At 61.2% G+C, this 11,529-nt stretch carries 12 protein-coding genes; 5 read left to right on the top strand and 7 right to left on the bottom strand.

Annotation, left to right across the window (positions count from 1 at the left end):
- Complete coding sequence (locus ACLH0H_RS06130) at positions 1-498, bottom strand: C40 family peptidase (protein WP_411381358.1); 498 nt, start codon at positions 496-498, stop codon at positions 1-3.
- Positions 499-774: 276 nt separating this feature from the next.
- Here ACLH0H_RS06130 and ureE point away from each other — a divergent pair, with 276 nt between their 5' ends.
- The 5 genes from ureE (at position 775) to ACLH0H_RS06155 (ending at position 4,444) form a co-directional block, all read left to right on the top strand.
- Positions 775-1,275 carry an urease accessory protein UreE gene (gene ureE / locus ACLH0H_RS06135; protein WP_411381359.1) on the top strand — a complete coding sequence of 167 codons (501 nt, stop codon included), beginning with the start codon at positions 775-777 and terminating at the stop codon, positions 1,273-1,275.
- The gene (locus tag ACLH0H_RS06140) at positions 1,272-1,946 is read left to right on the top strand and encodes an urease accessory protein UreF (protein ID WP_411381360.1); all 675 of its coding nucleotides are present in this window, start codon (positions 1,272-1,274) and stop codon (positions 1,944-1,946) included. Before ureE ends, ACLH0H_RS06140 begins: the two co-directional genes overlap by 4 nt.
- Positions 1,947-1,957: 11 nt before the next feature.
- Positions 1,958-2,572: an urease accessory protein UreG gene (gene ureG / locus ACLH0H_RS06145; RefSeq protein ID WP_012721947.1), complete on the top strand. Its 615-nt coding sequence runs from the start codon at positions 1,958-1,960 to the stop codon at positions 2,570-2,572.
- Positions 2,573-2,594: 22 nt separating this feature from the next.
- Positions 2,595-3,167: a HupE/UreJ family protein gene (locus ACLH0H_RS06150; RefSeq protein ID WP_411381361.1), complete on the top strand. Its 573-nt coding sequence runs from the start codon at positions 2,595-2,597 to the stop codon at positions 3,165-3,167.
- A 167-nt stretch (positions 3,168-3,334) separates the two neighbouring features.
- The gene (locus ACLH0H_RS06155; RefSeq protein WP_411381362.1) at positions 3,335-4,444 is read left to right on the top strand and encodes an AGE family epimerase/isomerase; all 1,110 of its coding nucleotides are present in this window, start codon (positions 3,335-3,337) and stop codon (positions 4,442-4,444) included.
- 182 nt (positions 4,445-4,626) lie between these two features.
- On the opposite strand, the gene ACLH0H_RS06160 is transcribed toward ACLH0H_RS06155, so the two are convergent.
- The 6 genes from ACLH0H_RS06160 to ACLH0H_RS06185 form a co-directional block, all read right to left on the bottom strand.
- Entirely contained in the window at positions 4,627-5,394 is a 768-nt protein-coding gene (locus ACLH0H_RS06160) for an SDR family oxidoreductase (protein WP_411381363.1), read from the bottom strand.
- An 821-nt stretch (positions 5,395-6,215) separates the two neighbouring features.
- The gene (locus ACLH0H_RS06165; protein ID WP_411381364.1) at positions 6,216-6,932 is read right to left on the bottom strand and encodes an ABC transporter ATP-binding protein; all 717 of its coding nucleotides are present in this window, start codon (positions 6,930-6,932) and stop codon (positions 6,216-6,218) included.
- Entirely contained in the window at positions 6,929-7,804 is an 876-nt protein-coding gene (locus ACLH0H_RS06170) for an ABC transporter ATP-binding protein (protein WP_076954557.1), read from the bottom strand. Before ACLH0H_RS06170 ends, ACLH0H_RS06165 begins: the two co-directional genes overlap by 4 nt.
- A complete protein-coding gene (livM, locus tag ACLH0H_RS06175; RefSeq protein WP_186692933.1) occupies positions 7,801-9,078 on the bottom strand; it encodes a high-affinity branched-chain amino acid ABC transporter permease LivM in 1,278 nt (425 codons plus the stop codon). The genes ACLH0H_RS06170 and livM overlap by 4 nt, the downstream gene beginning before the upstream one ends.
- Before the next feature lie 2 nt (positions 9,079-9,080).
- A complete protein-coding gene (locus ACLH0H_RS06180; RefSeq protein ID WP_048727385.1) occupies positions 9,081-9,995 on the bottom strand; it encodes an ABC transporter permease subunit in 915 nt (304 codons plus the stop codon).
- A 202-nt stretch (positions 9,996-10,197) separates the two neighbouring features.
- The gene (locus tag ACLH0H_RS06185) at positions 10,198-11,334 is read right to left on the bottom strand and encodes a branched-chain amino acid ABC transporter substrate-binding protein (protein ID WP_411381365.1); all 1,137 of its coding nucleotides are present in this window, start codon (positions 11,332-11,334) and stop codon (positions 10,198-10,200) included.
- Positions 11,335-11,529: the final 195 nt, after the last annotated feature.

The raw sequence follows: 11,529 nt of genomic DNA on the forward strand, positions 1-11,529 counted from the left end.
TCATCCCGCCGAGTGGAAGCGCTTGGCGGTGGTGTAATGCTTGTTCCAGTAACTGTTGCTCAAAGAGTCGATGCGGATGCTCTTGCCGGTGCGCGGCGAATGGATGAATTTGCCTTCGCCGATGTACAGGCCCACATGGCTGACCTGTCCACGCCCGTTTCCTTTGAAAAATACCGCGTCACCGGGCTTGAGCGCGTTGCGCTTGATGGTGGCGGCCGTCGAGCGGTGCATGGCGGCCGTGGTGCGCGGTATCTGGATATTGGCTTGGGTCTTGAACAGATATACCAGGAAACTGCTGCAATCGAAGCCTTGCTCCGCCGAGGTGCCACCCCACTTGTAGGGCGTACCCAGCAACTCATGGGCGCGGTCGACCACATCCGCAATAGACGCATCTTTCAGTGAAGCCGTGAAAGAAGGTGGGACGCTCAGATTGGCCGAGGCCGATGAAAGCACGAAGGACAGACTGACAATAAACAGATAACAAAATGACTTGAACATGATGTACGTCGCAGTGAATTAAACACGGCGCACAGCGTAATGATCTCGCAGGTAAGTTGATGAACGCCGATTCCGCATACCCTGTAGGGAGAATCCGAAACGCTCACCAAGCGTGCAACCGGCAATATTGCGCACCACTTTGGCGCATACACAAATTCGTTCCTCGCCCTGTTTAGTGGCGACACCGCCTTTGCCTACAAGCAATTCCTACTTCCCATCGAGGTTGGCAAGCCCCTTGCTCTAGCTGTGTCATCGCTCATAGCTGGAAGCTTCCCGATGCTGGTGATCCACCGCCGAATCGCCCCCCAGGCCCACTGGGCCGCCGAATTGCTGCTGAATTTCGAAGCCCGCAGCAAAAGCCGCCTGCGCTGTTTCAGTGCCGAGGGTGAAGACGTCGGCCTTTTTCTGGAGCGCGGCCAGCCGCCGCTGCAGGATGGCGAATGCCTACAGGCCGAAGACGGACGCGTCGTACGTGTATGCGCCCGGCCTGAACAACTGCTGCACGTCACCTGCAGCAACGCATTCGAACTGACACGCGCGGCGTATCACTTGGGTAACCGCCACGTGGCCTTGCAGGTCGGGGACGGTTGGTTGCGCTTGCTCGATGACTACGTGCTCAAGGCCATGCTCGAGCAGCTGGGCGCGCAGACCCACAGCCTCGAAGCGCCCTTCCAGCCGGAGCATGGGGCCTACGGCGGCGGCCATCATCATTCGCGCCATGGCGATGAAGACTTCAACTACCCGCCCAAGCTGCACCAGTTCGGCGTGCGCCCATGAACCCAGCCTGGGCGCTGCTGCGTCTGGCCAGTCCGCAACTGCCGATCGGCGGCTACAGCTATTCCCAGGGCCTGGAAATGGCGGTGGAGAACGGCCGTGTCGACGATGCGGCCACTGCGCGGCGCTGGATCAGCGACCAGTTGCGGCTCAACCTCGCACGCTTCGAGGCGCCGTTGCTGCTCGCCCATTGCCAGGCCGCGCTTGATGAAGACTGGCCACGTCTGGAACAGCTGTGCACGCAACATCGCGCCAGCCGCGAAACCCGCGAGCTGTTTCAGGAGAGCCGGCAGATGGGCTATTCGCTGCAACAACTGCTCAATGGTCTGCCGGAACTGGACGTTGCTGCCCGCGCCTTTTTGCAACAGTGCGCCGAGCCGCACCTCGCCCTGGGCTGGGCTCTCGCCGCGCGCGCCTGGAATATCAGTCCCGCCGACGCCCTCGCCGCCTGGCTGTGGAGCTGGCTGGAAAACCAACTGGCCGTGCTGATGAAAACCCTGCCCCTGGGCCAGCAGGCCGCTCAACGCCTGACCAGCGAATTGCTGCCGCTGTTGCAACAAGCCCAGCGGGACGCCGCGCGCCTTCATCCCGATCAATTCGGCAGCGCCGCCTTTGGCCTGTCCCTGGCGTGCATGGCCCACGAGCGCCAGTACAGCCGCCTGTTCCGTTCCTAGGAGAACAACCCATGAACACACAACCCTTGCGTGTCGGCATCGGTGGCCCGGTAGGCTCCGGCAAGACGGCCCTGACCCTGGCCCTGTGCCTCGCGTTACGCGACCGCTACAACCTGGCGGTGGTCACCAACGACATCTACACCCGCGAAGACGCCGACTTCCTGGTGCGCAACCAGGCCCTGGCGCCGGAGCGCATCATCGGAGTGGAAACCGGTGGCTGCCCGCACACGGCGATCCGCGAAGACGCCTCGATCAATCTGGAAGCGGTGGACCAGCTCAACCGCCGCTTCCCCGGCCTGGACCTGATCCTGGTGGAGTCCGGTGGTGACAATCTCTCGGCCACGTTCAGCCCGGAGTTGTCCGACCTGACCATCTACGTGATCGATGTGTCGGCCGGCGACAAGCTGCCGCGCAAGGGTGGCCCGGGCATCTGCAAATCCGACCTGCTGGTGATCAACAAGATCGACCTGGCACCGCTGGTCGGGGCTTCGCTGGAACTGATGAACAGCGACACCCAACGCATGCGCAACGGTAAACCCTTTGTGTTCAGCAACCAGAAAACCGGTGTCGGCCTGGAAGAGATCGTCGCTTTCATCGAACGCCAAGGCCTGCTGACCGCCGCCTGATCAACCCTTAAGGAACCTGTCCATGACCCTCAAAAAACTCCTGACCGCTGCCGCCCTGCTGCTGGCCCCCGCACTGGCGTTCGCTCATCCGGGCCACGGCGATAATGGCCTGATGGCCGGTATCAGCCATCCCCTGGGCGGCATCGATCACTTGTTGGCCATGGTGGCGGTTGGTTTGTGGGCCGCCCAGCAAAAAGGCGCTGCCCGCTGGGCATTGCCTTGCACCTTCGTGGGCACCCTGTTGATCGGCGGCGTGCTCGGCTTTGAAGGCCTGCAATTGCCGCTGCTGGAAAGCGGGATTGCCGCGTCGGTGCTGGCCCTGGGCTTGGCGGTGGCGCTGGCGGTGCGTCCGCCGGTGTTCGTGGCGGTGGCTGCGACGGCGTTGTTCGCGCTGTTCCACGGTGTGGCGCATGGCTTGGAGCTGCCGGACATGTCCAGCCCATGGGCGTATGCCGCCGGGTTTGTGGGGGCAACGGCTGTGCTGCACGCGGCGGGCTATGCGCTGGTGCGTTTCCTGCCGGCTGCGGCGGCGCCGTTGGTGCGGATTGCCGGGGCGGCTTCGGCGGCGACGGGGGTCTGGTTGCTGGCGGGCTGATTTGCAGCGTTATTGAGGGCCTCTTCGCAGGCAAGCCAGCTCCCACAGTTGATCGGGTTCACAGATCAAACTGTGCGGGCTTGCCCGCGACAGCGGACTCAAGGCCACCGCCGTTCTCAAGCCTGCTACCATGCGCGCCTACACCCCTGCCGTGACGACGCCAGCCAATGCCCAGCGCTTCCCTACCCGCCTTGAACTCCGTGCTCACCCACTTCCACAGCCTGATCGTGCCGCTCTGGCAAGGCCCGGGCTGGAATGCCGAGCTGGCGCTGCCCTATGAAGCGCTGGACGCCGATCACCGCCCCTTGCCGCCACAGCGTTACCGCGCCATGGCCTGCGCCCGGCAGTTGTATCTGTTCGCCAGCCTGATCGGCGAGCCCGGCGCCGCCTTCGCCGAGGAGCGCGCGGCCGCCCTGTTCCGCTCGTTGCAACGGCACTTCCACGACGCCGAACACGGCGGCTGGTTTTACAGCATCGACCCCGCCGGCCAACCGCTGGACACGCGCAAAGACTTGTACACCCACGCATTCATCATTTTTGCCTGCGCCCACTACTGGGCCAAGGTGCGTGAGCCGCTGGTGGAATCGGTGCTCAATGCCGCCCTTGAAGTGGTCGCTCAACGCTTTGCCAGCGGCGATGGCCTGTATGAAGCGGTGCTGGAGCGCAACTGGTCGTCCCTCAACGCTGGCCCGTTGCAAAACCCCTTGATGCACTTGGCCGAAGGTTTCCTTGCCACCCTCGCGGTACGTGAAGACACCGCCGTACAAGCGGCTCTGCTGGCATTGGCGACGGCCATGCAGCGGCGCTTCATCGACCGCCAGCATGGCGTGATGATGGAAAAACCGCTGGGCGCTGTGGATAACTGGTTCGAGCCGGGGCATCAGTTCGAGTGGTTCTTCTTGCTGGAGTCGTCCGATGTGCTGCGTGGCACTGCGCTGCACGCTTCGCTGACGCGGGCATTTGCCTACGCCGAACAAAACGGTGTGGATAAGTTGAGCGGTGCGGTCAGCGGCATGCTTGCCCTGGACGGCACCGTGCGCGACGCCACCCAGCGTATCTGGGCCCAGGCCGAGTACCTGCGGGCACTGACCTTGCGGCCCCACAGTGAAGCGTCGCTGCAGCGTCAATTGCTGGCACTGCAAGCGCATTTCCTGCACGACAAGGGCTGGCATGAATGCCTGGATGCCAAGGGCGTCGTGAGTCGAGCGGACATGCCGTCGACCACGCCGTATCATTTGGCGACTTGCTATCAGGGATTGCTCGACTATCTCGGCTGAATGAAGGTGCAGGAGCGGTCTGTAGTGAGCGGGCTTGCCCCGCGCTGGGCGGCGAAGCCGCCCCAAAACCAGGCGACTCGAGTCAATCAGGTGTGCCGCAGTGACTTTACTGGGGCGGCTTCGCCACCCAGCGCGGGGCAAGCCCGCTCACTACAAACACATGCCTGACACGATAGCCTCATTTAGCCCTTGGCCCCACGCTCAATCGCGAACCCAGCCCAAGTCTGGCTCACCGGCATCAACTCCAGGCGATTGATATTCACATGCGCCGGCGTGTTGAGCACCCAGAAGATCGTGTCGGCAATATCCTGCGGCTGGATCGGCTCGGCACCGGCATAGGTCGCGTCATACCGCGCTTGATCCCCGCCAAAACGCACCAGCGAGAATTCGCTTTCGCACAGCCCCGGCTCGATGTTGGTCACGCGTACGCCGGTGCCTTGCAGGTCGCAACGCAGGTTCAGCGAGAACTGCTTCACGAATGCCTTGGAGCCGCCATACACATGGCTGCCCGGGTACGGGTAGCTGCCGGCGATGGAACCCAGGTTGATGATCCCGGCGCCGCGGCCGTGGGCGATCAAGCGCGGCAGCAACAGGCTGGTGGTGGTCAGCAGGCCCTTGATGTTGGTGTCGACCATGGTTTCCCAATCGTCGAGGCTGCATTTGGGCGCCGGGTCAGTGCCCACGGCCAGGCCGGCGTTGTTGATCAGCCCGCGCAGTGTGGCGAACGATGGCGGCAGGTTGGCGATGGCGTCTTCCATGCCCTTGCGATCACGCACGTCCACGACCAGGCCATGCACTTCGGCCTGCTTGGAAAGCTCTTCGACCAAGGCATTCAGGCGCTCGGCACGACGGCCGGTGAGCACCAGCTTCCAGCCGGCTTCGGCAAAACGACGCGCGCAGGCTTCGCCGAAACCTGAGGTTGCGCCAGTAATAAACAGCGTGTCGGACATGGTGTTCTCCTTGAGGGCATCGGAAAAAAGTTGCCAGCAGAATGCCCTTACGCCGCGTTTGCGGCAACCGCTAAGCGCATGACTTCATACAAACCTGATCAATTTTTAACCATTACGCGCAAAGCCTTATAATCCGTGGCTTGCAGGCATATACGCGCAGGTTATCCACAACTGCGCCCACAGTCTTTGGGGGCAAGTGCTAAAAGCCAAAAGCCTTTATAAACAAGGGCTACAGGCGCTTCTGCAAAGTTTTTTGCTTGACCTTGGCCGGAGCGTATGTAGGCCCTTCGCAGTATAAGATTTCAGAACGATGGCTCCAGGCCAGTCATTCCGGCCTCTGCGGAGGTCTTTCCAGAGTTTAGTCACAGACTTATCCACAGGCCGGCGGGACATATTCCGGTCATATACCTGTGTCTATAAACAGGTTGACAAAGCCCTCGGCAGGTCACAAAAAAGCGCCTGATCAAAAAACAACCGTCACGCTGTAAGCCACGGTTTTAAAGGCTTCCAGCCAGCTACTCCCACGTTACCCACAGCCGGTTCCACAGTGGATGGGGACAAGTCAAAACTGTGACAAAACAGGGATTTGCGGCGGCTATATGTCGCGCTTTGGAGGAGGGCTGGATTTGTTTTCCACAATTTGGGATCGGCTTCGAAAGCGCCACAAAAGCAACTGTGGGAACCGAGCTCTATGTGAGAGCTGGCTTGCCTGCGATGCAAGCACCTCGGTCTGTCAGGTAGACCGAGGGGATGCCATCGCAGGCAAGCCAGCTCCCACATAAAGCCGGGTTCCCACATAAGGTATGCATCAAGCCGTGAGGTCAGTGGCCGCCGAGATAGGCGTTGCGCACTTCCTCATTCACCAGCAGTTCCTTGCCGGTGCCCGTCAGGCGGATCTCACCGTTGACCATCACATACGCCCGGTCCGACAAGCGCAGCGCATGGTTGGCGTTCTGCTCCACCAGGAAGATGGTCATCCCGGTGGATGCCAGCTCGCGCAGGGTCGAGAAGATCTGCTTCACCACGATCGGTGCCAGGCCCAGGCTCGGTTCGTCCAGCAGCAACAGCTTGGGCCGGCTCATCAGTGCGCGGGCGATGGCGAGCATCTGCTGCTCGCCGCCGGACATGGTCATGGCACGCTGGTTACGGCGCTCCTTGAGCCGTGGGAACAGCTCGAACATACGCTGCATATCATCAAAGGCGAATTTGTCGCCAATGGGGATAGTGCCCATCAGCAGGTTTTCCTCGACGGTCATGTCGGGGAACACCCGCCGCCCTTCCGGCGACTGCGCAATGCCGTTGGAGGCGATGTAGTGCGAAGACTTGTGGGTAATGTCGACGCCGTTGTAGAGGATCTGCCCAGACTCGGCCCGTGGTTGGCCGAAAATCGACATCAGCAACGTGGACTTGCCCGCGCCGTTGGAGCCGATCAGGCTGACGGTTTCGCCTTCGTTGATGTACAGCGAGACTTTTTTCAGGGCCTGGATCGGGCCGTAGAACACGTCCAGGTCCTTCATTTCGAGGATAGGTCCGCTCATACCAGCTCCTCTTCGTCGGCGCCCAGGTAAGCGGCAATCACTTTCGGGTCGTTGCGGATCGCGTCCGGCCCGCCTTCGGCGATCACGTTGCCGTGGTCGAGCACCACGATGTGGTCGGAAATACTCATCACCATGCCCATGTCGTGTTCGATCAGCACCACCGTCAGGTCGTGTTCGTCGCGCAGCAGGCGAATCATCGCGCTGAGGGCTTCGGTTTCCTGGGGGTTGAGGCCCGCCGCCGGTTCATCCAGGCAGATGATCTGCGGCCGGGTGCACATGGCGCGGGCGATTTCCAGGCGGCGCTGCTGGCCGTAGGAGAGTTCGCCGGCCAGGCGGTTGGCGCAGTCCACCAGGTCGACCACTTCCAGCCAGTAGAACGCGCAGTCCAGCGCGTCGCTCTCGGCCTTGCGGTAGCCCTTGGTGTTGAGGATGCCGGCGAGCATGTTGCGGTTGACCCACATGTGCTGGGCCACCAGCAGGTTTTCCAGCACCGACATTTCCTTGAACAGGCGAATGTTCTGGAACGTGCGCGCCAGGCCGGCGCGGTTGACCAGGTGGGTGCCGCCGAACATTTTGTAATAAACGCGACTGAAGAAACTTTTTGGCGACACAAAGTCGACGGCCTTGAAACGCTCGCCGAGCAATTGGATCACGTCAGTCTGCTTGCCACGCACGTTGAGTTGGATCTTGCCGCCACTGGCTTTATAGAAACCCGTAAGGCAGTTGAACACCGTGGTTTTGCCGGCGCCGTTGGGGCCGATCAGGGCGAAGATCGAGTTGCGCTCGACCTTGAGGCTCACATCGCTCAAGGCCTTGATGCCACCGAAGTGCATCATCAGGTGTTCCACGGACAGCACGATTTCCTTGCTCATGGCGCCACTCCTTTACGCGGCGTCACACCGGTACGGCTGATCCGAATCAGGCCACGCGGTCGCCAGATCATCATCACCACCATCAATACGCCAAACAGCAGCACGCGGTATTCGGAGAAGCTGCGCAGCAGTTCCGGTGCGACGGTCAATACGAATGCCGCAATGACCACCCCGACGGTCGAGCCCATGCCGCCCAATACCACGATGGCCAGGATCAGCGCCGACTCGAAGAAGGTAAACGACGACGGGTTGACGAAGCCCTGGTAGCTGGCAAAGAACACCCCGGCCAAACCGGCGGTGGAGGCACCGATGGTGAACGCCGAAAGCTTGACCAGTACGTGGTTCAGGCCCATGGAGCGGCAGGCGATTTCGTCTTCGCGCAAGGCTTCCCAGGCGCGGCCGACCGGCATGCGAGTCAGGCGGTGCTTGATGTACAGCACCGCCAGCACCACCAGGAACAGCACGATGTAGATGAACAGGAATTTGATGTTGGGGTTGTAGTCGATGCCGAAGAACTCGTGGAACGGAACCCCACCATCCTTCGCACGCCTGCCGAATTCAAGGCCGAGGAAGGTCGGTGATGGCACCGGCATTCCGTTCGGTCCGCCGGTAAACGACAGCCAGTTGTTGAGCACCAGACGGATGATTTCACCGAAGCCCAGGGTCACGATAGCCAGGTAGTCACCGTGCATTCGCAACACCGGGAACCCGAGTATGCACCCCGCCAGCGCCGCCGCGATGGCCGCCAGCGGCAGCACCGTCCAGAAGCCCAGGCCGAGGTATTGATAACCCAGCGCCAGGCCGTAGGCGCCGATGGCGTAGAACGCCACGTAACCCAGGTCGAGCAAGCCGGCCAGGCCCACCACGATGTTCAGGCCCAGGCCGAGCAACACGTAGATCAGCCCGAGGATCACCACGGTCAGCAGGTATTTGTTGGCGAAGATCGGGAACACGATGGCGATCACGATCAGCGCCGGGATGATCCAGCGCAGCCTCGACTTGTAGTCCGGTGCCAGCACGTGCACGCCGGAGCCACTGCTTTCGAAGCCCTGCAGGATCTTCACGCCCTTGGGCGTTTGCAGGAACAGGCTCATGGCAAAGCGGCCGGCCATCACAATGGCCACCAGCAGGCCCACGCGGGCCGGTTCCAAATTGAAGCTGTAGCCGTCGAGTACAACGCCGACGATCGGACCGAACACGATCAGCGAAATCAGCCCGGCAAGGACCGTATCGACCACACTTTTCTTGATATCGATGGGTTTGGCAGCAGACATGTTTACACCTTAGCCACGAGTGGGCGACCCAGCAGGCCCTGGGGACGGAAGATCAGAATCACCACCAGCAGGGAGAAACTGAACACGTCTTTGTAGTCGGAGTTGATCAACCCCGAGAACAACGACTCGGAGATACCGAGGATAATCCCGCCCAGCATCGCCCCAGGCAGGGAGCCGATGCCGCCGAGTACCGCTGCGGTAAACGCCTTGATGCCGATGATGAAACCGGCATAGAAGTCGAAGGTGCCGTAGTTGAGGGTGATCAGCACGCCGGCCAATGCAGCCATGGCGGCGCCGATGACGAATACATAGGAGATCACCCGGTCGGTATTGATGCCGAGGATCGAGGCCATCTTGCGGTCTTGCTGCGTGGCGCGGCACATGCGGCCGAGCTTGGTGTACTTGATGATGTAGGTCAGCAACGCCATGCCGGCGAACGCCGCCACGAGGATGAACACCTTGGTGTACGTGAGCTGCACGAACCCGGTGCCGATGTCGACACGCCAGGCCCCGGCCAGCAGGGTTGGAATCCCTTGTTGCTTGGCGCCCTGGGCGATCTGCGCGTAGTTCTGCAGGATCAGCGAGATACCGATGGCGCTGATCAGCGGTGCCAGGCGGGTGGAGTTGCGCAGCGGTTTGTAGGCGACACGCTCGATGACCCAACCGTAAACGCCGGTGACGACCACGGTGAAGACCAGGGTGCCGAGGATGAGCAGCGGGAAGGATTCGATGCCGAAGTAAGCCAGCAGTGCCAGACTGATCGCCGCGAGGTAAGCGGAAATCATATAAACCTCGCCGTGGGCGAAGTTGATCATGCCAATGATGCCATAGACCATTGTGTAGCCGATGGCGATCAGGCCATAGACCGACCCGAGGGTCAGGCCGTTGACCAGTTGCTGCAGGAAAATACCATCCATAACGCAATCTCACGCGGTGAGCACCTGCACACCGGTGGGTGTGCGGCGCTTCTGGAGGAAAAGACAGATCGTGTTCACAACACAGCTCCCCTGTGGGAGCGGGCTTGCTCGCGAAGGCGGTGTGTCAGTCACGGAATGTGTTTTTGACACACCGCCTTCGCGAGCAAGCCCGCTCCCACATTGGGTTATGTGGTGCTTGTGCTTACTTCTGCTTTTCCAACTGGTGGTATTTGCCTTCCTTGTCCCACTGGTAAACCACGTAGTCGGAGATTTTCAGGTCGCCCTTGCTGTCCCATTCCTTCTTGCCCATCACGGTCTGGACCGGGTGAGCCTTGAGCCACTTGGAGGCGTCTTCGCCCTTGTTGGACTTGGCACCGTTGAAGGCGGCAGCAAGGGTCTGGACCGAAGCATAGGCGTACAGGGTGTAGCCTTCCGGCTCGTAGCCCGCTTTGCGGAACTCGTCCACCACGGCCTTGCTGTCCGGCAGCAGGCGCGGGTCGGCGCCGAAGGTCATGTACACGCCGTCGACGTATTGCTTGCCACCGGCGGTAGCCACGAGTTCGTCGGTCACGATGCCGTCATCGGACATGAACTTCACGTCCTTGAGGCCGGCTTCACGGATCTGGCGAACCAGAGGGCCGGCTTCCGGGTGCAGGCCGCCGAAGTACACCACGTCGGCACCGGTGGAGCGGATCTTGGTGACCAGGGCGCTGAAGTCTTTCTCGCCACGGGTCAGGCCTTCTTCCAGTACCGGCTTGACGCCGCGCTTGGTCAACTGGGCAGCGGTGGCGTCGGCCAGGCCTTTGCCGTAGGTGTCCTTGTCGTTGATGACCGCGACTTTCTTGCCCTTGAGCACGTCGACGATGTAGTCGCCGGCCACGATGCCTTGCTGGTCGTCACGCCCGCACATGCGGAACATGGCGCCCAGGCCACGCTCGGTCACTTGCGGGTTGGTGGAGCCTGGGGTGATCGCGATGATGCCCGCTTCGTCGTACACCTCGGACGCCGGGATGGTGTTGGAGGAGCAGAAGTGCCCGACCACGCCGATCACCTTGTCCTGGTCCGCGAGGCGGTTGGCCACGGCCACGGCTTGCTTGGGTTCGCAGGCGTCGTCACCGGCCACCAGCACGATTTTTTCGCCGTTGATGCCACCGGCCTTGTTGATCGAATCGGCCGCCGCCTGGGCACCCTTCATGTACTGCTCACCGAACGACGCGTTGGCACCGGTCATCGGCCCCGCTACGCCGATCTTCACATCAGCTTGAACAAACGTAGAAACACCCAGCGCCGCAGCAACGGCGAGGGCCAGAAAACCTTTCTTGTAAAACGTCTGGGACATGAGTGGTGCTCCGATATTTTTGATTTTTGGCACGACGACTTGCGTTCAAACTTTCACCGAAAGCTCAGAGCAAGGCGCGTGCCATTACGTTTTTATTCTTCAAAAAGACACGGTGTCATTGTTATTACAGGCGTTTCGGCTCCGCTTGCCAGGACGTGCAACCCTCTAGCACCTGAAGGTGCAACCCAAGGACCA

Source organism: Pseudomonas sp. MPB26 (assembly GCF_046605355.1).
GTDB lineage: Bacteria > Pseudomonadota > Gammaproteobacteria > Pseudomonadales > Pseudomonadaceae > Aquipseudomonas > Aquipseudomonas cedrina.

Bases quoted from the DNA above. Each gene is read 5' to 3' on its own strand.
- ACLH0H_RS06130 (WP_411381358.1), bottom strand. From the start codon at position 498: ATGTTCAAGTCATTTTGTTATCTGTTTATTGTCAGTCTGTCCTTCGTG.
- ureE (WP_411381359.1), top strand. From the start codon at position 775: ATGCTGGTGATCCACCGCCGAATCGCCCCCCAGGCCCACTGGGCCGCC.
- ACLH0H_RS06140 (WP_411381360.1), top strand. From the start codon at position 1,272: ATGAACCCAGCCTGGGCGCTGCTGCGTCTGGCCAGTCCGCAACTGCCG.
- ureG (WP_012721947.1), top strand. From the start codon at position 1,958: ATGAACACACAACCCTTGCGTGTCGGCATCGGTGGCCCGGTAGGCTCC.
- ACLH0H_RS06150 (WP_411381361.1), top strand. From the start codon at position 2,595: ATGACCCTCAAAAAACTCCTGACCGCTGCCGCCCTGCTGCTGGCCCCC.
- ACLH0H_RS06155 (WP_411381362.1), top strand. From the start codon at position 3,335: ATGCCCAGCGCTTCCCTACCCGCCTTGAACTCCGTGCTCACCCACTTC.
- ACLH0H_RS06160 (WP_411381363.1), bottom strand. From the start codon at position 5,394: ATGTCCGACACGCTGTTTATTACTGGCGCAACCTCAGGTTTCGGCGAA.
- ACLH0H_RS06165 (WP_411381364.1), bottom strand. From the start codon at position 6,932: ATGAGCGGACCTATCCTCGAAATGAAGGACCTGGACGTGTTCTACGGC.
- ACLH0H_RS06170 (WP_076954557.1), bottom strand. From the start codon at position 7,804: ATGAGCAAGGAAATCGTGCTGTCCGTGGAACACCTGATGATGCACTTC.
- livM (WP_186692933.1), bottom strand. From the start codon at position 9,078: ATGTCTGCTGCCAAACCCATCGATATCAAGAAAAGTGTGGTCGATACG.
- ACLH0H_RS06180 (WP_048727385.1), bottom strand. From the start codon at position 9,995: ATGGATGGTATTTTCCTGCAGCAACTGGTCAACGGCCTGACCCTCGGG.
- ACLH0H_RS06185 (WP_411381365.1), bottom strand. From the start codon at position 11,334: ATGTCCCAGACGTTTTACAAGAAAGGTTTTCTGGCCCTCGCCGTTGCT.